General features: G+C 63.5%; 14 protein-coding genes. 7 read left to right on the forward strand and 7 right to left on the reverse strand.

Going from position 1 to position 18740, the window contains the following annotated elements:
• The first annotated feature begins 57 nt into the window (after positions 1 to 57).
• A complete protein-coding gene (gene bamD / locus OHL11_RS00170; RefSeq protein WP_263369447.1) occupies positions 58 to 1857 on the forward strand; it encodes an outer membrane protein assembly factor BamD in 1800 nt (599 codons plus the stop codon).
• 130 nt (positions 1858 to 1987) lie between these two features.
• Positions 1988 to 4741, forward strand: a complete 2754-nt coding sequence (locus OHL11_RS00175) for a valine--tRNA ligase (protein WP_263369448.1) — start codon at positions 1988 to 1990, stop codon at positions 4739 to 4741.
• A 102-nt stretch (positions 4742 to 4843) separates the two neighbouring features.
• Here the strand turns inward: OHL11_RS00175 and OHL11_RS00180 are convergent, their stop codons facing one another.
• Both OHL11_RS00180 and OHL11_RS00185 read right to left on the reverse strand, forming a co-directional pair.
• Positions 4844 to 5020, reverse strand: coding sequence for a hypothetical protein (locus OHL11_RS00180; RefSeq protein ID WP_263369449.1), 177 nt, complete (start codon positions 5018 to 5020; stop codon positions 4844 to 4846).
• A gap of 70 nt (positions 5021 to 5090) precedes the next feature.
• Positions 5091 to 5528 carry a hypothetical protein gene (locus tag OHL11_RS00185; RefSeq protein WP_263369450.1) on the reverse strand — a complete coding sequence of 146 codons (438 nt, stop codon included), beginning with the start codon at positions 5526 to 5528 and terminating at the stop codon, positions 5091 to 5093.
• On the opposite strand from OHL11_RS00185, the gene OHL11_RS00190 reads away from it, so the two are divergent.
• The 5 genes from OHL11_RS00190 (at position 5527) to OHL11_RS00210 (ending at position 12123) form a co-directional block, all read left to right on the forward strand.
• The gene (locus OHL11_RS00190; RefSeq protein ID WP_263369451.1) at positions 5527 to 6387 is read left to right on the forward strand and encodes a biotin--[acetyl-CoA-carboxylase] ligase; all 861 of its coding nucleotides are present in this window, start codon (positions 5527 to 5529) and stop codon (positions 6385 to 6387) included. The two genes, OHL11_RS00185 and OHL11_RS00190, sit on opposite strands and share 2 nt — an antisense overlap.
• Before the next feature lie 38 nt (positions 6388 to 6425).
• Entirely contained in the window at positions 6426 to 7226 is an 801-nt protein-coding gene (locus OHL11_RS00195; protein ID WP_263369452.1) for a type III pantothenate kinase, read from the forward strand.
• A gap of 95 nt (positions 7227 to 7321) precedes the next feature.
• Positions 7322 to 8044: a hypothetical protein gene (locus OHL11_RS00200; RefSeq protein WP_263369453.1), complete on the forward strand. Its 723-nt coding sequence runs from the start codon at positions 7322 to 7324 to the stop codon at positions 8042 to 8044.
• Positions 8041 to 9315 (forward strand): class I SAM-dependent RNA methyltransferase, encoded by a 1275-nt coding sequence (locus OHL11_RS00205; protein WP_263369454.1) that lies wholly within the window; start codon positions 8041 to 8043, stop codon positions 9313 to 9315. The genes OHL11_RS00200 and OHL11_RS00205 overlap by 4 nt, the downstream gene beginning before the upstream one ends.
• 78 nt (positions 9316 to 9393) lie before the next feature.
• Positions 9394 to 12123 (forward strand): ComEC/Rec2 family competence protein, encoded by a 2730-nt coding sequence (locus OHL11_RS00210; RefSeq protein WP_263369455.1) that lies wholly within the window; start codon positions 9394 to 9396, stop codon positions 12121 to 12123.
• Between the two features lie 60 nt (positions 12124 to 12183).
• On the opposite strand, the gene OHL11_RS00215 is transcribed toward OHL11_RS00210, so the two are convergent.
• From OHL11_RS00215 to pgl, 5 genes are all read right to left on the reverse strand, one after another.
• Positions 12184 to 14553, reverse strand: coding sequence for an NHL repeat-containing protein (locus tag OHL11_RS00215; RefSeq protein WP_263369456.1), 2370 nt, complete (start codon positions 14551 to 14553; stop codon positions 12184 to 12186).
• Between the two features lie 91 nt (positions 14554 to 14644).
• A complete protein-coding gene (xrtJ, locus tag OHL11_RS00220; protein WP_263369457.1) occupies positions 14645 to 16273 on the reverse strand; it encodes an exosortase J in 1629 nt (542 codons plus the stop codon).
• A 66-nt stretch (positions 16274 to 16339) separates the two neighbouring features.
• Positions 16340 to 16513 carry a PExPT-CTERM protein gene (locus OHL11_RS00225; RefSeq protein WP_263369458.1) on the reverse strand — a complete coding sequence of 58 codons (174 nt, stop codon included), beginning with the start codon at positions 16511 to 16513 and terminating at the stop codon, positions 16340 to 16342.
• Positions 16514 to 16760: 247 nt separating this feature from the next.
• Positions 16761 to 17801 carry a glucokinase gene (glk, locus tag OHL11_RS00230; RefSeq protein WP_263369459.1) on the reverse strand — a complete coding sequence of 347 codons (1041 nt, stop codon included), beginning with the start codon at positions 17799 to 17801 and terminating at the stop codon, positions 16761 to 16763.
• A 114-nt stretch (positions 17802 to 17915) separates the two neighbouring features.
• The gene (gene pgl / locus OHL11_RS00235; RefSeq protein WP_263369460.1) at positions 17916 to 18731 is read right to left on the reverse strand and encodes a 6-phosphogluconolactonase; all 816 of its coding nucleotides are present in this window, start codon (positions 18729 to 18731) and stop codon (positions 17916 to 17918) included.
• Positions 18732 to 18740 lie beyond the last annotated feature (9 nt).

Raw genomic sequence — 18740 nt, forward strand, 5'->3', positions numbered from 1 at the left:
GAACGAAGCGTCGTGCGTGCATTTTGCCGCCCGTCCGATTTTGAGGTTCTTCCGCAGATGATGTTTTCCTCCCCGATCTTCCGCCGCTCGGCCATGGTGCTGACGCTCGCTTCCGGTTTTGCGCTGCTGCCCGTGGCGCTCCACGCGCAGGAAGCCACGACACCCGCGCCTGCACAGCAGTCCACCGACACCCCGGCGAAGCCCACCCAGGAGACACGACTCTCTGCCGGTGGCCCCAAGCAGCCGAAGAAGCAGAAGGCCGCCAAGGTCGCCAAGGAAGACCGCGTCCAGCAGACGAAGGACACTAAGAAGGAGCTCCGCAAGACCGACAAGTTCAATCCGCTTGCGGCCAAGGACTCGACGCTGCCCGATAAGCAGCTGTATGACAAGGCGCTTGTGCTCGAGAAGAAGGGCCACTTCGAAGTGGCGCGCCTCGACCTGCAGACCCTGCTCAACACCTACCCTGATTCGCAGTACCAGATGCGCGCCAAGCTGGCGATCGCCGATAGCTGGTACCGCGAAGGCGGCTCCGCTGCTCTGGCTCAGGCCGAGCAGGAGTACAAGGACTTCATCACCTTCTTCCCGAACGTGCCGGAAGCCGCCGAAGCGCAGATGCGTGTGGGCGATATCTACTTCAAGCAGATGGATGTGCCGGACCGCGATTACGCGAAGGCCATCTCCGCTGAAAACGAATACCGCAACATGCTGAAGCAGTACCCGGACGCTCCCGCGCCGATCCTGAAGGAAGCGCGCCAGAAGCTGCGCGACGTGCAGGAAGTGCTGGCGACGCGCGAGGCGAACATCGCGGCGTTCTATGGAATGCACGATAACTTCTCGGCATCGATCGCCCGCTACGAGACTGTAGTTGACACGTATCCGCAGTACAGCCACATGGACGACGTGCTGATCGGCATCGGCGACGCTTACTCGGCGCAGGCAAAGATTGTGCGCGCGCACCCGGTTTGCGCGCCCGGCGTGAAGGAAGCCTGCCTGCCCGAGGCTGCGAAGTCCAAGCTGGAACAGGCTTTTGACAGCAAGGCTGCAGCGGCTTACACGCGTGTGGTGACCGAGCACGCGGCGGCGCCGCACGTCGAAGACGCGAAGGAGCGCCTGGTTGGCATGGGCGTTCCGCTGCCGACGCCGACCCCGCAGCAACTGGCCGCCAGCGAAGAGCTCGAAGGCAGCCGCGCGCAGTACAACCTGCGCAACCGCCTCGAACTGCTCGTGCTGCGTAAGCCGGACGTCGTGACCGCGGCGCAGATCGGCGAGCCGCCACTGGAAGATGCTCCGGCAACGACCGCGCCGACGGTGCAGAGCGATCTTGAGCACGAGTACGCGATGGCGTTGAACCCCAACGCTGCGGCCGCCGCTGCAACGGCGAAGCCGGCGGCATCCGCAACCGAAGGCGAGGCCCCGGCAGAGACGCCGAAGGCAGCGCTTCCGACGGCAGGCGGCACGCCCACGCTGGAAGATGTACCCGCAGCAGGCGCGGGCAACTCCACCGGCGGCTCCGTCGAGATGTCGCCCTCGACCCCGGCTGCTTCAGGCGGCGGTGGTGCTGGCGTCGGGGCGGAGATCATCTCCACCGGCGGTGGCGATACCGGTGCGAAGCCCGCAGCGGCCGACAACTATGGCCTGCCGACGGTGAAGCCGAAGAACACCACGGACCTCGCACCGGTTGAAAAGCCTGAAGTGGCTCCCGACCAGGTGAACGAGCTGGCGGGCAAGAAGACGGACCCGGCTCAGGCAGCGGACCCGAACAAGAAGAAGCAGGCCTCGCCTTCGTTCGACAAGGACGAAGAAAGCTCCAGCAAGCACAAGCCGAAGAAGGGCTTGAAGAAGCTGAACCCACTCTAAAACAGGGTGTAGGGCCCAGGGTTCAGGGTCCAGAAAACACAGGCGGGACTCTTCGGAGTCTCGCCTCTTTCTCTGCCTCTGGGCCCTGGATCCCAACCCCTGGGCCCTGCTCTTGCTACCCTGTAAGAGCATGAATCACGAACTTCCCAAGGCATACGACCCGTCCACCATTGAAACCAAGTGGGCGAACTTCTGGGTCGACGAAAAGATCTTCGACGTCCCCACCCCTTCCACCGCGGACAACGCGACGAAGTCCTTTGTACAGCTGCTGCCGCCGCCTAATGTCACCGGTCGCCTGCACATGGGCCACATGCTCAACCAGACCGAGATGGACATTCTCGCGCGCTGGCACCGCATGAAGGGCGAGCGCAGCGTCTGGGTGCCGGGCACCGACCACGCCGGCATCGCCACGCAGATGATGGTTGAGCGCGCGCTGAAGGCTGAAGGCAAGCAGCGCACCGACTTCACGCGCGACGAGTTCGTCGAACGCGTGTGGAGCTGGAAGCAGGAGTACGGCGGCTACATCACCGGCCAGATGCGCCGCCTCGGCGCGTCGGTGGACTGGTCGCGCGAGTACTTCACCATGGACGACAAGCTCTCGCACGCCGTGCGCGAAGTCTTCGTGAAGCTGCACGAGCAGGGCCTCATCTATCGCGGCGCGTACATCGTGAACTGGGACCCCGTGCTTGGCACCGCTGTCTCCGATGTCGAAGTGGAGAACGAGGAGAAGCTCGGCTCCATCTATCATCTGCGCTACGAACTTGCTGACGGCTCGGGTTCGATCACCATCGCGACCACGCGCCCTGAGACGATGCTCGGCGACGTGGCTGTGGCCGTGAACGCAGAAGATGATCGCTACAAGGCCTTCATCGGCAAGAAGCTCGTGCTGCCGCTGGTGGGTCGTGAGATCCCCGTCATTGCTGACGATTGGGCGAACCCTGAGTTCGGCACCGGTGCCGTGAAGGTGACGCCCGCGCATGATCCGAATGACTTCGCGATCGGCCAGCGCCACAACCTGCCGCAGCCGCTCATCATGGACGCGCAGGCACGCATCGCCAACACCGGCACGAAGTACGACGGGCTCGACCGCTTTGAAGCGCGCAAGCAGATCCTCGCGGACCTGGAGGCGCTTGGCCAACTCGTCGCCATCAAGGACCACACGTTGACGCTGCCCGTTTCGCAGCGCACCGGCTCGGTGATCGAGCCGCGCTTGTCGATGCAGTGGTTCCTCGCCGTGAACAAGAAGCCGACGACCGGTGGCGACAGCATCGCTGAGACGGCGATCTCCGCTGTGCGCGACGGCCACATCAGCTTCGTGCCCGAGATGCACTCGAAGGTCTACTTCGAGTGGATGAACAACCTGCACGATTGGTGCATCTCACGCCAGCTCTGGTGGGGTCATCGCATTCCCGCGTGGCACTGCACGAAGTGTGGTGAGACGACCGTTGCGCGCGAGACACCGACCGCATGCAGCAAGTGCGGTGCGACTGAAATTACGCAGGAAACCGACGTGCTCGACACCTGGTTCTCCTCCGGGCTGCTGCCCTTCACCGTCTTCGGTTGGGACGGCTCGAACAAGCTCACCGATGATCTGAAGGCGTTCTACCCGACGAACCTGCTGGTCACCGGCTTCGACATTCTGTTCTTCTGGGTCGCGCGCATGATCATGCTCGGCTCGCACTTCATGCTCGACGTGCCGAACGCCGATGGCTCGCAACGCACGCTTGCCGATGCGGTGCCGTTCAAGGACGTCTACATTCATCCGCTGGTGCGCGACGCGAACCGCGAGAAGATGTCGAAGACCAAGGGCAATGTGATCGACCCGATCTCGATTGTGGAGAAGTACGGCACCGATGCTGTGCGCTTCACGCTCGCCTCGCAGGCGTCGCCGGGCACCGACATCGCCTTCAACGAGGCTCGCACGGAAGGCTACCGCGCGTTCGCGAACAAGATCTGGAACGCTGCGCGCTTCCTGCAGATGAACATCGACCGTGGTGCAGAAGCTGGCTACAAGGTCGCGTTGATCGACGACCTCAACGCTGCTCCGCTGGAAACGCGTTGGCTCTACTCGCGCCTCTCCGCCGTTGCTGCTGAGGTCGAGCGTTCGCTCACGGACTATCGTTTCGACGAAGCTTCACAGGCTGTCTACGCGTTCTTCTGGAACGAGTTCTGCGACTGGTATCTCGAGCTCGTGAAGTTGCGTCTCGACTTCAACGCGCCGCAGAACGCGACGACCGCACTTACGCTGAACGCGCTTGTCACGGCATTTGAAGCCGCGCTGCGCTTGCTCTCGCCGTTCATGCCGTTCATCACCGAAGAGCTTTTCCACGCGCTCTATGCGTCGATCGGCCTCGAGGTTCCGGCGAAGTCGATTGCGCTCACCCGCTATCCGCAGGCGAAGGACTTCCCCTTCGATGCAGAGGCCAACGACGCGATGACGACGTTGCAGGAGTTGATCGTGACGGTGCGCGGCCTGCGCAAGGAACTCGGTGTGCCGGAGAAGGAGGCCGCGCCGATCGAGGTCTTCTCCAACGGCAACGCGGCGAAGCTCGCCGTTGAGAACGCCGACATGCTCGCCAAGCAGGCGCGCGTGAGTGAAGTGGGCATCGCGACCGTCGCACCGAGCGGCACCAACGCGCGTGCGACCGCGAGCTTCGATGTGGCCGTGATCTACGAACGCCAGATCGATGTGGCCGCCGAGCGCGAGCGCCTGACGAAGGAGATCGCGAAGCTGAACAAGGGCCTGGAGGCCGCAGGCAAGCAACTCGGCAGCGAAAGCTTCCTCGCCAAAGCCCCGGCGCACATCGTCGATGGGTTGAAGAAGCAGGCGGCTGAAAATCAGGCGTTGCTCGACAAGGCCGAAGCTCAACTCGCACAGCTCTAACGAGCACTACAAACAGAAAGGCCGCCAAGCGTATTCGCTTCGGCGGCCTTTCTGCTTCGCGTCATGTCATCGCGCTACTTCTAGAGCGATGCGCGAAGAAAGTTAGTGCCCTCGTGTGGCCTCGCCGCGAAACGCGCTATGCGAGTCTTCCTTGTCCGCCACGTCTCGCAGATCTCCTGCGGGCTTGGTGTGTTCATGCACAACGCTCTTGGAGGACTTGGCGTTCGCCACGCCATGCTGATCGTTCTGCTGCATCGCCTCTTCGTTGGACTTCGACATCTTCACTCCTTCGCGCGGGCGGTTGAACTCGCGCAGACACAACTTCAGACGGCCTGCATCACTCCGCGCGTTATCTCGCGGCGCCATTGCCTGCTGTGTTCACTTCGATGGCCTCAATCTCTTTTTGCGTGGCAGCAATCTCAACATTTTCGTGCTTGATGTCGAGCCGCAGACGATTGAAGAAGCTCATATACACGTTCGCCAGCCAGACCAACGAGAACCATGCGATCAGATAACCGCGCCAGCCTGCGTAGAGCAGTTGAAACTGAAACAGCCACAGCGCCAACGCCGAGACGTAATGCGAGAAGCAGTATTCGCAGGTGAAGAGGTAGAAGAACTTTCGCTTGGGCAGCGAGAGCGAGGACGCGGCGCGGTCTTTGCAAAACTCGCGCGGCTCGCGGAAGACCTCTTCGTGCGTGACGGTCCACGCCACGCAGGCCACCGGCGCGGCGAGCAACAACAGCATCGCGGCCTGATGCGTGAGCGGCGTGGAAAGTTCAGTCACCATGCACCGGTTGGATGCGCGTAGCATCGAAGGCGAGATGTCCGTTCACGACAAAATCGACCTTGCCGCAGCGCAGCATGGCCTGGCCGGCACACGCTTCGCCGCTGGCGTCACGCACTTCGGCACCATCGGCTCCACGAATACCGAACTGATGCGTGCCGCGGGCGAGGGCGCACCGGAAGGCACCGTCTACGTAGCGGACGAGCAGACCGCAGGACGCGGTCGCGGAGGCCACCAGTGGCACTCTGAGCCGGGCTATGGCCTGTACGTCTCTGCGCTGGTTCGCCCCAAGCTCAAGCCCGACGACGGCCTGCTGCTCTCGCTCGCCGCAGGCATCGCGGTGCAGCAGGCGATCGAGCAGACCTGCGGGCTCACGCTCGACATCCGCTGGCCCAACGACCTGATGCTCACCGTGGAGCATGATGGCGGCACGCGCAAGTGCGGCGGCATTCTCGTCGAGAGCGCGATTCAACCAGGCGAGCAGCCGACGATGCGCCATGCCGTGATCGGCATCGGACTGAACGTGCATCACTCGGCGTTCCCCGCAGAGCTGAAGATGCTTGCCACCTCACTGCGCTTGAACACCTGCGAGCCGCTGCATCGCACCTCGCTGCTGATCGCTCTGCTGCGTGCGCTGGACCGCGAAGTGACGATGCTTGAGCGCGAGCCAGCATCGCATCGCGGGCTGTTGCATCGCTTCACGATGGCCTCCTCCTGGGTGCTGGGCAAACGCGTGTCCGTGCCCGAAGACGGCGGCTATACTGGAACCACTTCCGGGCTGGACGCGCGCGGCTATCTGCAGGTTGCAGGAGACGATGGCGTCGATCGAACCGTACGCTCCGGAGGCGTTCGCGCACTGTAAGCGAGCACTTCACCATAGACGAGGCAGGCAGGCACACGATGCTACTGGCACTCGATGTAGGCAATAGCAACACCGTCATCGGACTCTTCAACCCCGCCAGCGAAGGCACTCCCGCCACCATGGTTGCGGACTGGCGCATCACCACCCCGTATGAGCAGACGCCTGACGAACTCGGCGTGCTCTTCCGTACGCTCTTCTCCATGCGTGGGCTCGATGCCAACATCGTCACCGGCGTAGCGGTGTCGTCGGTTGTGCCACCGCTGGACGCCGGTCTGCGTAAGCTCTGTGAGAGCTACTTCAAGGTGAAGCCGCTGTTCATCGAGCCGGGCGTGAAGACCGGCCTGCCGGTACTTACCGACAACCCCAGCGAGGTGGGCGCAGACCGCGTCGTGAACTGCGTTGCAGCGTTCGACCAACTCGGTGGACCGACGATCGTCGTCGATATGGGTACGGCGACGACCTTCGACGTCGTCTCGCGCAAGGGCGAGTTTCTGGGCGGGGCCATCGCACCGGGCCTCGGCATCTCGGCGGACGCACTCTTTTCACGCGCGGCACGCCTGACGCGCGTGGAGATCAAGAAGCCTGCGAAGATCATCGGCACCTCCACCACAGACAACATTCAGATCGGTCTTTACTACGGCTACATCGGCTTGATCGACGGCATCCTCGAACGCATGATCGCCGAGCTTGGCCCGGAGACGAAGGTCATCGGTACGGGCGGGCTGGCGAAACTCATCTCCACCGACTGCAAGCATCTGCATCGCGTCGATGACATGCTCACACTCAACGGCCTGCGGTTGATCTGGGAGCGCAACCAGGATCGGCATCGTCGCAGGTAACAAGAGAACAGAGTGTAGAGATAAGAGATCAGCAGGAGCGTGAAAGCGTTCTGAGTAGACTCCATCTCTTATCTCTGATTTCTGGTCTCTCTCCCATGAACTACTTTGAATATTTCTCTGAAATTGAAGACCGCTTCAACGCGCGTCGTGGCTCGCTGCTGATGCTCTCCACGCTCGACTGGGCGTTGATTGAGACGTGGCGCGAGGCGGGCATTCCGCTTGAAGCGGTGTTGCGCGGCATCGATCGCGCCTTCGACAAATACGACGCCAAAGCCGCACGCGCCAAGGGCCGTACCCGCAAGGTGAACGGGCTCGCATGGGCTTCGCAGGCCGTGATGGAAGCCGCCGAAGAAGCGGTGGAAGCCGCGACGGGTGCGCCTTTGGCGGCTTCGAAGCATGAGGCTGCCGAGAGCGGTTTTGAGCATGAGCGAGTAGCCGCGTTCCTGGAGCGCAACGCTGCTGCGCTCCAGGCAAGTAAGGCCGTGCAGCTTGCAGGCTCGAATGAAGTGGTGAGCAGCGCGGTACTCAAGCTGCGCGCAATCGCCGCAGAGCTGCGCAGTGATGCAGCGGCACCACTCGATGAGTTGGACCGTACGTTGACCGTAATGGAAGAGCGCCTTGTCGCTGCTGTACGACAAGCGGCCAGCGAAGACGATCTCGTGCAACTGCGCGAGCAGGCGGAGCGCGAGCTTGCGCCGTATCGTGCGAAGATGGCGGCACCGCAGTTGAAGCAGATCGTTGCGCAGTTTGAGCAGAAGCGCTTGATGGAAATGTACCGCCTGCCGCGTCTGAGTCTTTTCTATATGGGGCACGAATGAGCCACACGATCACCATGACGACACCGCTCTATGGCGGCGAAGTACAAAGCGCAGACGCCGCGCTGCGACTGCCGTTCGTGCTGCGCGACGAAGTCGTCGATGCTGGAACGCACCGCGTGATCACGGCGTCTGCAGCGCGCACGACGCCGCAGTGCCAACACTTCATGCGCTGCGGCGGTTGCCAGTACCAGATGCAGCGCTACGACGCGCAGGCGGAGGACAAGCGCAGCATTTTGCGCGGCCTGCTCGTGGATGCTGGCGTGAAAACCGTGCCCGCGGAGATCGCGATCCTTGCAGGCGAGCCCTACGGCTATCGCAACCGCATTCGCCTGCGCGTGCAGCGCGTGGATGGCGAACTGCGCTTCGGCTACAACGTGCGCGCGACGACGCAGTTTTTGCCGATCAACGAGTGCCCCATCGCGGCGCCGCTGTTGTGGCAGATCGCGGAGACGCTGCTACAGATAAGCGAGACGAACATCGATGCGGCCGCCTGGCTTGATGCGGCCAACGAAGTTGAGCTCTTCACGAACGACGCGCTCGACAAGGTGCAGATGACGCTGCTCTGCCCGCCGCGCACGAAGCAGGCGCAAGGCTCTTTCGCACGCATGATGAACGCGGTGCACGAAGCGGCTCCTGCCATCATCGGCGCAGGTGCGATTGCGGTGGATGCGAAGATCGGCCCTACCGGCAAAGTCTTCGAGGCGTGGGGCGCGGATGGCCTGCAGTATCACGTCGGCGAGGAGACGTACTGGGTTTCGCGTGGCGGCTTCTTTCAGGTGAACCGCTTCCTGCTGCCGCAGTTCGTGAAGCTTGTGACCGATGGGCTCAGCGGCAACATCGCGTGGGACCTCTTTGCGGGCGTTGGCTTGTTCTCGCGCGTGCTGGCGAAGAGCTTCGCACAGGTCACCGCTGTCGAGGCCAGCCCGCTCGCCGCGCAGGACCTCGCGGCAACGATGAAGAAGCTCGGCAAGCAACATCGCGCCGTTGCCGCCACAACGCTGGACTTCCTGAAGCGCGCGAAGCTTGAGCGCGAACGCGCCGAAGTAGTGGTGCTCGATCCTCCACGCGCGGGTGTGGGCGAAGAAGCCTGCACGCTGCTGGCAGCGATGAAGCCGCGCGAGATCGTCTACGTCTCCTGCGACCCCACTACGCTTGCGCGCGATTGGCGCGTGCTGGAAGTGCATGGCTACACGGCTACGTCGGCGCACCTCGTCGATCTTTTCCCGCAGACCTTCCACATGGAAACCGTGGTGCGCTTTACCCGCGCTTAGGTACATGCACGATACATAGCGCATCCGCGCAAAGCATGACAGACTAGCCATACCGTTCCACGTTTTTGGCGCTTCGTCATGCTGAGTTCAAGTGCCCGTCGTTACTGGATGAACCATCGCCCTGTCGTCGAAGCTTTGCGCTTTCGACAGGCGCCGATGCTCGCTGCACTGCTCGCGTTCGCAGCGGGCGAGGTCGCAGCACGTCATGCGTGGATCGCGCCGGCACGACTCTACGCGGCGCTGATGCTGCTCCTGCTGCTCTCCGTTACATCGCTCGCAGGGGCGCGACGCATCGCGCTCGTACCGGTGCTCGCGCTGTGGGCTGCGCTGGGCGCGGTTGCGTTGCAGATCGAGCGGCCGCCACTTACCCAGACCACGCTGCGGCCCTGTGCCGATGGCCTTAGTCGCAAGGTGGAAGGCGAAGTGGTGAGTGTGCGGCCGCTGCAAGAGCACACCGCGGTGAACAACGCCGACGGTGCCGAGCTGCAGCCGTGGGAGGTCGAGCCCGGCGGATGGGAGCTCAGCACCGAGCCTGCGCGTTATCTTGTCGACCTTCGCGTCCGCGCCATCGAGCAGGTGACGCCCGATGCCTCTCGCATGGTGCCGCTGCAAGGCGGCGTGCGTGTCTTGCTGATGGGCGATGCGCCTGCGTTGCGTTGCGGCGACGTGCTGCAACTGCCTCTGCGCATGCGCGTGCCGGAGGAGTATCGCGATCCTGGCGCGTGGTCGCGACGCGAGTATTTGCTGGAGCAAGGCATCGGCCTCGAAGGCTCGGCGCGCGGTCAGCGCATCCTGCTGGTGCAGCACGCAGGTGCATCGTGGCGATGCCAGCTGCAACACGCGCAGACGTGGGCTTCGCAACGTCTACGCACCTTCCTCGCCACACCCGCGAACGATGCGCTTCCTGCGTGGCTGCGTTTCGATGCCGAAGATACCGCTACGGTCGAGGCGATGCTTACTGGCGATCGCGGTGACCTGAGTCATACATGGCGCGAAGAGCTGGAGCGCACCGGAACGTTTCATCTCGTCGTCGTTTCCGGACTCCACGTCACGATGATCGCCGGCGCGCTGCTTTGGCTGCTGAAGCGTCTGCGCTGTCCCGATTGGATCGCCGTGCCTGTCATGGTGTCCATCGTAACGGCGTTTGCCCTGCTCACCGGCTTCGGCGTGCCCGTGCAACGCGCGTTGATGATGACCGCCGCGTACGCGATGGCGCGTGCGCTGCGACGCGAGCAATCGGGGCTCAACGCACTTGGCATGGCGGCGCTCATGGTGTTGACGCTTGACCCGCGCGCACTCTTCTCCGCCAGCTTTCAGATGACCTTCTGCGTCGTCGTCGCGGCAGCGGGTATCGCTGCGCCGATCACGCACAGGCTCTACAGCGAGCGTCGGCGCGCGCTCAGGAAGCTCGACCGGGCCGAAGGCGATGTGGCGTATGCACCTGCGCTTGCCGCGTGGCGTGTGCGACTGCGACTGTGGCGAGCGGTGCTGCGTGATGCTATGGGCGCGTGGGCCGCGTGGATCATGTTGCCCGCGCTCTGGCTCTTCTTCGCGGTTTGCGATGCGCTCGTAGTCTCTGCGGCGATCGAGCTTTGCATGGCGTTGCCGATGGCGCTCCACTTTCATCGCGTCGCCTTGCAGTCGCTCGCGGCAAACGTGCTTTCGGTTCCGCTGATGTGCGTGGCGCTGGGTGCGGCGGTGGCGATGTTTTTCACCGCTCTGCTGAGCCACGCGATCGCCGCGCCGTTTGCGATGCTCACCGCGTTCGTACTGCATCTGCTGCGTTGGATCATCGGACATCTTGGCCACGCGTCCTTCGCGGAGTGGCGTGTGCCTGCGCCGCTACCGCTCTGCGCGTTGGGGTCGTGCATCGCGATCGCTGCGGCCATTCTGCTGCTGCGTATGCGACAGCGAGCGTGGGTGCTTGCGGGTGCGGTATCGCTGGCGCTCGTGCCGCTCTTCACGTTGCTCAGCGTGCCTCCGCAGCTCGCCCAGGGAGAGCTTGAGCTGAGCGCGCTGGATGTCGGCCAGGGCGACGCATTGCTGCTGGCCACGCCCGATGGCCGCACGCTGCTGATCGATGCGGGTGGGCCGTCGGGATACGCGGCGCGCGCGAAGTCCAGCTGGGATGTGGGCGAGGAGGTCGTGTCGCCCTATCTGTGGTCGCGCCAGTTGCGCCGACTCGACGCGGTGGCGATTACGCATGCACACACCGACCATCTCGGCGGCATGAGCGCGGTGATGCGGAACTTCCGTCCGCGCGAGCTCTGGCTCAGTGTGCAACCGGCGCAAGCGGGAGAGCTGCGTTCGTTGCTCGTGCTCGCGCAGCAGCTTCATGTGCAGGTGCGCTGGTTCCGCGCAGGCGATCAGTTCGATTTCGGCAGCGCGCACATACGCGTGCTGGCGCCGCAGCGAAGCTACACCAACGATCGCAGCGCGAAGAATGATGACTCACTTGTGCTCGAGGCCGACGCGGGCCGCGCGAGCGTGCTGCTGGAGGGCGATGCCGAGCGCGCCAGCGAAGACGCGATGCTCGCCGCGCAAGATCTACATCCTGTGACGTTGCTGAAGGTTGCGCATCACGGCAGTCGCACATCGACGACCGTAGAGTTTGCCAACGAGGTGCGTCCGCAGGTAGCCGTCGTCAGTGTCGGCGCGCAGAACACCTTCGGGCATCCTCGTGCAGAGACACTCACGACGCTGGAGAGCGAAGGCACGCGGATTTACCGCACGGACCGTGGCGGCTTGCAGCGCTTTCTGCTCGATCCGGTGACCGGCCGCTGGCAACAAAGCAACGGACCGCAGTAGGTACAAACGAACCAAGGCAGAGCCGAAGCTCTGCCTTGGTCAGCAAGATGCTCGCCGCAACTACGGAACGGCGACCGGACCAATCATCGGCGTCTTCACCGGTACTGCAGGACCGATGAACTCCACCAGCTGGTTGTTGCCGAAGCTTGTGATCCAGACGTTGCCGGCTTGATCGATCGCCGTCGCAAAGGCCTCGAGCAGCGACGAATCGCTCGCGAGGCCGTTCGTGCCGGAGAGCGCTGTGCCCGGCGTGGCCGACGACGCGCCCGAGAAGAGCGAGATGGACGGCGAGCGATAGTTCGCGACCCATGCCGTGCCGCCGCCATCGATGGCGATGCCCTGCGGCTGCGTGAGGCCGCCACCGGTGTAGCCCGTTCCCGAAAGCACCGTGCCGGTGCTCGAAACCAGGCCGAGCGACTGGCTGTAGTAGTTCGCCGTCCAGATGTTGCTGTTGGCATCCACCGCAACGCCCGAGGGACCATAGCCCACCACGTAGCTCTGGAAGGTGCCATCCGACGTCACGCGCGTCACGGTATTCGACGACTGGTTCGCCACCCATCCGCGACGGCTGCTGTCCACCGCAACGGCTACGGGGAAGGCGAAGTCGGCCGTGGACGAGTAGCCCGAGCTGCCCGAAAGCGGGTTGCCGGAGTTGTCGAGGATCGTCAGGTGCGAGTTGCCATAGTCCACGACCCACACCTGGGCCTTGGAGTCATGGGCGATCGAGATCGGGAAGTTGAGGCCGCCGCTGGAGTACGGCGAGCCCGACACCACCGCGCCGGTCTTCGTGAAGACGCCGACCGTGCCGAGTCCCGTGGGGCCGCCTTCTTCATTGGCCACCCACATGTTGTCGCTCGCGTCGACTGCGCCGCCGTAGGAGTTATACAAGCCGTTGCCGGTGAGGCCGCTCGCGAAGACCGGCGTGCCGGTGTTGGTGAAGAGGCTCGTTACGGCGAAGTAGTTCACCACCCAGACGCGACCGGTAGAGTCGATCGAAAGCGTCGAAGGGCCGTTCATGCCGCCGCCGGTATAGGTGGCGTAGAGCATCCAGTCGGGCGGCTGCGTCGTCACCGTCGGCAGATAGGGCGGCGCGCTCAACGCGCTGGAGAGCGTGAACATCGCGGTCGTATCCAGCGTGGGGTTCTTCGCCAGGTTCAGAATCGCGTCCAGCGTGTTCGTGGGGGCGACGGTGTTCACCGCCGCCGCGGAGAAGAAGGACGAGCAAGCGGTGCTCGAGGCACTGGACGAAAGCAGGCAAGCGTTCATCACGTTCGCCAGCATGTTCACCTTCGCCGTGGGCGCCGTGCCCGTGGACGGGAAAGCCGCGCCGGGAGTGGTGCCCGCCGTCGTATTGGCGAAGTTCAGGAAGCCGTTCGCGGCCAGCGTGATGCCGCTGAGGTTCGTCGAGGTCGCGCCGAGCTGTGCGCCAGCCTTGAGGAACGCCTGGAAGGCGTACGCCGATACCACCGTCGTGACTTCGTCGATCACGAACGAAGAGGTCGTCTTGAGCGCCGCGCAGCTTCCGGGCGAAGACAGCAGCACGGAGCCGGAGTTTGCGTTGCTCGAAGCGCCAGCCTTGCCGCCTGTCGCCACCAGGTAGACGATCTCCGTGCCTGCGGTGGAGCAGCTATAGTTCGCCGTGGAGAGCGCGAAAGCACCCGTCGAGTCCGTCACCAGCGGCGTAGAAAGCAGCGCTGTCGGCGCCGAGCCGTTACCGCTCGTGCCCGCCTTGTAAAGCTGTACGCTGGCGCCGACGATCGGCGTCGAGCCTGCCTCCACACGCGTGTTCGGCGTGGAGTTGATCTTGAGCGTCACCGTTCCTGTACCGCTCTGCGCCGGTGAGCCGGAGTCCGTTACCTTGATGCCGAGCGAGACGTTCGCCACGGCCGTGGGCAGCCCCGAGATAACGCAGCCCGCGCCCATCGTGAGCCCTGCAGGCAGCGTGCCCGAAGTGACGGTGCACGTGAACGGCGAGGTGCCGTTGGCCACGCCAAGAGAAGCGCTGTATTGCACGCCGACCGCGCCGTCAGGAAGCGCTGTCGTCGTGAGCGAAGGCGGTGCGGGGTTGATCGTCACGGCGATCGTTGCAGAACCGGTGCGCGTTGTGGCGGAGGAGTCGCTCGCAGCCACGGTGACGCTGTAGCTGCCTGCAGCCGAAGGCGTGCCGGAGATGACGCAGCCGCTCGAAACCGCCGTGCCCGTGGGTGCGGAGCCGGAGGTGACCTTACAGGTGTAGGGCGAAGTGCCACCGCTCACCGCGATGCTCTGCGAGTACGCCGTGCCCACAACGCCGGTGGCGTAGGTGCCTCCCGTTACCGTCAACGATGGCGTCGGTGCAGTGGGTGTGGTGGATCCGCCGCAACCGGCGAGAAGAACCGAGGTCGCTAGGAGCGCAAAAAAAGATGGCAAGGACGGGCGACGCAGTGACATGGGACACCTGGAAAATACGCAGAAAATTGTGATCGCGGCCTGAGGCCGCTTTGTACTTATTGGCGATGAGGCTATCACGTCCGCCATAAGATCAGCGATACGGTGCCGTGAAATCGCTGAGGTTGGCAGCCGAGAGGAACTGGGCCAAATTGCTGGTCAACTCTGCGCGAGCGCGGTCGGCGGCCATCGCCGTATCGAGCGTCTCGGTGCGCAGCAGCACCGGCATCGTCCGGCCGTGTCCGTCCTGCATCATGGAATGCAGGTCCGGGCGACTATAGACGAGTCCAAACCGCTTGCCTTGGGTCGCGTGCTGGCCGCAGGTGGAGCCCTCGCAGACGGTTGTCGCTTCCAGATACTGTGTCGCTCCGTCGTTGAAGAACGATCCGGAGAAGGCGATCGAACCGCCAGCGGTCGGCAGATTCAGATCGCCGTGCCAGAGCCAGTCCTCGCCGCGTGCCGCGTGGCAGAGCAAGGTGTCGTGCGCGCCGAGCACCGGCGAGATGCCCACCGAGACGATCGGGCCGCCGTCCGCAGGCGCATAATCTGCCCAGTAGAAAATCAGCGGCCCAGCCGTAAGATACTCATTCCACTCACGGCGCAGCTTCCACTGGCCGAGCTGCTGCGGAAAGCGTCCGAGGGCTTTCTGATCGATCTGCGGCTGAGGATGGCGCGCCTCCGCGACCATCGTGTGCACGTAGCTGAAGCTGCCGACGAGGAACACGACGGCCATCGCCGCCAGACGAGCCGTAAACGACATGCCCGCGCGCTCAAAGCGCAGCCCCGGCTGGATCGGCATTCGCGGCGGACGCAGGTCATGCGTGGGGTTGAAGCGACGGATCAGCGAGAACAGCAGGAGCGTGGCCGTGAAGAACAGGCACGCACCGATGATGTAGTCGCCCATCTCCGCGCGCGACTGCAGCCAGGTAATGTGCAGCGCCACGATGTAGTACAGCACCAGCACACAGAGACGGACCAGATTGAAAATGTATCCGAGCAGGATCGCACCCAGCGTCATCATCGCGATCACGCGAGGACGGAAGCGATACACGTAGCCCGCCACCAGCGCGATGAAGCCCATGGTGATGGCACCGCGGATTCCATTGCAGCCCGGCGCGATGAACATGCCGAACTCCGGCGTGAACATCAGGCGCAACTGGTCGGAGGTCAACTTCTGCCCCATCGCGTGGGCGAAACCGCGCGCGATCATCGCCGACGCATGCTGCAGCGGCATGTCCACCACAAGGTTGAAGGTGTGCGGGACCGGGTTTACGAACCACATCAGGATGATCGGGAAGATGGCCTTGCGATAAAGCCGCGTGCCGCCGAAAAGCAGCACCAGTCCTGACGTGTACGCCAGTGCCACCAGCGAGTGCGGCGGCAGGAAGATCGCCTTGGACGGCGAAAGCACCAGTTCGAGGATCGCGTGGTCGCGCAGATGGACGAGAGCGATCGTCACCACGAGGATGACCAGGCCCCACCAGGTGCCGCGCATCTCCCAGCCCAGCGAACGCCAGACGCGGAGGATGAGCACGAAGCTGACCAGCGGCACGAACGCACCGATGGATTTCAGAGGATCGGTCGCCCACAGACCCAGCAGGTAGCCTGCGGTCGAGTAGACAGACATAACGCCGACGACCGCGAGGGCGGCCACCAGAGCAGCCGCAACAGGCAGGCGAAGCCCCGATCCGGACGCGGTGCTGTGATCGGAGGCGGGGCTCATGGTTCCTGCAGACATAAATGCGGTCTCTTCCTCTCTAAGGTGAGGAAGATAGGATATCGCGAAAGCTTAGCGACGGAGACGGCCGCGCAGGCCTGCCACAACAGCACCAGCCGAGCCGACCAGCGCCAGAATGGCCGTCGGGTTCTCAGGCGAGTTGACGCAGCCGGTCTGAGCGAACGCGGGCGCTGCCGCCGTGAGAAGGAATGCGGCCGAAAGGGTGAAAAACAGGGACTTCTTCATGTACAAGCGCCTCACTGCTGGCATCGCTACTTGGCGGCCAACGGAAAATTGGTTTCATCCGCGAGAGATCGTAAGTCGGTAGAACACTGCATGCGCTTCTGTAGTTATGAGCCGATCAGGCCTCATAGCCAGAAGACGCGCTTCTCCTGACCTGCTCTTTGTACCCCATTGAACCGCCGTTTGCAATCACCCAAACTCAGATGCGTTCCAATTCTGTACACACTGCACCAGCCGCTGTGCAACCGGTTTACAGATGCAGACTTGCAGCGCGCTCCGAACGCCCGCTGAGTTCCGATGCGCGCGCTTCGGCGTACGCTGCGGCGCCGAGCAGAGCGCAGGTGTCGTCCAGAATGATGCGCACCGGCATCGACTCGAGCAGGGGCGACATGCGGCCCTTGTCGAGGAACGCCTGCATGAACTCACCGTTCTGCATCGTCTTCAGGATCTTCGGCGCAATGCCGCCGCCGAGATAGATGCCGCCCGTGGCAAGCACCTTCAACGCCACGTTCCCCGCCTCCGCGCCGAAGCTGCGCACGAAGATCTTCAACGTTTCCGCGCAGATTTCACTCGAGCCGTCTTCGCCGCAGGTGCCGATCACCGCGTTGGGGTCTTCCTTCTCCATGCGCTCGCGGAGCCAGTCAGGCTCTTCCATGCCCTGGTCGTCGCGCAGGAAGGCATAGATGTTCTTCATGCCCAGGCCGCTGACGACGCGCTCGAAGCTCACGCGGCCCTTCAGCGTCGTGATCAGGTAGTTCAGCAGCGCAATCTCCTGCGCGTTGCGCGGCGCAAAGTCGCAGTGGCCACCTTCGGACGGGATCGGACGATGCGCATTGCGCGCCGAGTCCCAGATGAGCAGCGCTTCACCCAGGCCGGTGCCTGCGGACACGAGACCGCGATGGCCCACCACACTCGGGTCGCCCGCGTGCAGCGTGGCGATCTTCTCCGGCACGATCTCCGGGATGCCATAGCCGTTCGCTTCAAGGTCGTTGATGAGGAAGATGTGCTCGATGCCAAGCGCCTTCGCGAGCTCGCGCGAGTCCAGCGTCCACGGCAGGTTCGTCAGCTTCAGGCGACCATCGCGGACGGGACCGGGGCAGCCGAAACAGGCCGCGACGATCTCGGTCTTGTCTTCTTTCCCGCTCTCGAGAAACTTCTTCACCACGTCATCAAGCGAGGGGAACTCGCCGGCGGGAAACTTCTCATCGCGAATGGGCTGCAACTTGCCTCCCGCGAAGTTGTAAAGAGCCAGATGGACCTTCGTACCGCCTACGTCGCCTGCAAGAATCATGGTGTGTGTGCGGCTCCTTGGCCGCATAAACAAGGTAAATCAAAAGATCAACGACAAGAGGCATGGACGGCAGGCCACCTGCGCCGTCATCCATGCCTCGACCTGCCGCAAAGACTAAATCTCGATCGTGCCGACCTTGCGGCTGCCGTTCGGCGTGGTGAAGACTTCGGTGGTCGCTGGCAGCTTTGCTGCCGCAGCTTCGTCGAGCAGGAACAGCAGCTTCCCGTTCGTCGGGCGAATCAGCTGCGAGGGATACTCCTCGACGTTACGCTCGCCGGTGAGCACTTCGGCCAGCACGTCGGTCTTGTCCTTGCCCGCGATCGCGAAAGCCACTTCCGCCGCCTGGTTGATGACGATCCACGTCAGCGTGATGCGCCAGGTGTCCTTCTGCGGCACGTGGTTCGCGATGGCGATACGGCCCATCTCGTCGAGGCCCGCGGTGTGCGGGAAGAGCGAGGCGGTGTGACCGTCCGGGCCCATGCCGAGCAGCACGAGATCAAAGTGCGGCGACTCCGCGCCTTCGAGCTTCATCGAGTTCCGCAGTACAGCCTCATAGCGAGAGGCCGCTTCTTCAGGGTCGAGCTCGCCTTCCATGCGATGAACGTTCTCGGCAGGCAGCGGCACCTTATCGAGCAGCAGTTCCTTGCAGACGCCGTAGTTCGACTCAGGCTCGGTCGGCGCCACGCAGCGCTCGTCGACCCAGTAGAGCTGCAGCTTGTCCCACGGAATGGTGTTCAGGAACGGGCCATCCGGATCAGCGAGCAGCTTGAACATCGCCTGCGGGGTCGAGCCGCCCGAGATAGCGATGCGCGCCACGCCGCGAGCGGCAACAGCCTGCTCAATCTTCGAAGCAAACAAGCGCGCCGAGGCAGCAGCCATGTCAGCGGGCGTGGGGAAAACCTGATAGGTAGCGGTGACGGTGCGAGACATAGGCAAAGG

This window comes from Granulicella cerasi (assembly GCF_025685575.1).
Lineage (GTDB): Bacteria > Acidobacteriota > Terriglobia > Terriglobales > Acidobacteriaceae > Granulicella > Granulicella cerasi.

Bases quoted from the DNA above. Each gene is read 5' to 3' on its own strand.
- OHL11_RS00180 (WP_263369449.1), bottom strand. From the start codon at position 5,020: ATGTCGAAGTCCAACGAAGAGGCGATGCAGCAGAACGATCAGCATGGC.
- OHL11_RS00215 (WP_263369456.1), bottom strand. From the start codon at position 14,553: ATGTCACTGCGTCGCCCGTCCTTGCCATCTTTTTTTGCGCTCCTAGCG.
- OHL11_RS00175 (WP_263369448.1), top strand. From the start codon at position 1,988: ATGAATCACGAACTTCCCAAGGCATACGACCCGTCCACCATTGAAACC.
- OHL11_RS00205 (WP_263369454.1), top strand. From the start codon at position 8,041: ATGAGCCACACGATCACCATGACGACACCGCTCTATGGCGGCGAAGTA.
- OHL11_RS00200 (WP_263369453.1), top strand. From the start codon at position 7,322: ATGAACTACTTTGAATATTTCTCTGAAATTGAAGACCGCTTCAACGCG.
- bamD (WP_263369447.1), top strand. From the start codon at position 58: ATGATGTTTTCCTCCCCGATCTTCCGCCGCTCGGCCATGGTGCTGACG.
- pgl (WP_263369460.1), bottom strand. From the start codon at position 18,731: ATGTCTCGCACCGTCACCGCTACCTATCAGGTTTTCCCCACGCCCGCT.
- OHL11_RS00210 (WP_263369455.1), top strand. From the start codon at position 9,394: ATGCTGAGTTCAAGTGCCCGTCGTTACTGGATGAACCATCGCCCTGTC.
- OHL11_RS00185 (WP_263369450.1), bottom strand. From the start codon at position 5,528: ATGGTGACTGAACTTTCCACGCCGCTCACGCATCAGGCCGCGATGCTG.
- xrtJ (WP_263369457.1), bottom strand. From the start codon at position 16,273: ATGAGCCCCGCCTCCGATCACAGCACCGCGTCCGGATCGGGGCTTCGC.
- OHL11_RS00190 (WP_263369451.1), top strand. From the start codon at position 5,527: ATGCACCGGTTGGATGCGCGTAGCATCGAAGGCGAGATGTCCGTTCAC.
- glk (WP_263369459.1), bottom strand. From the start codon at position 17,801: ATGATTCTTGCAGGCGACGTAGGCGGTACGAAGGTCCATCTGGCTCTT.
- OHL11_RS00195 (WP_263369452.1), top strand. From the start codon at position 6,426: ATGCTACTGGCACTCGATGTAGGCAATAGCAACACCGTCATCGGACTC.
- OHL11_RS00225 (WP_263369458.1), bottom strand. From the start codon at position 16,513: ATGAAGAAGTCCCTGTTTTTCACCCTTTCGGCCGCATTCCTTCTCACG.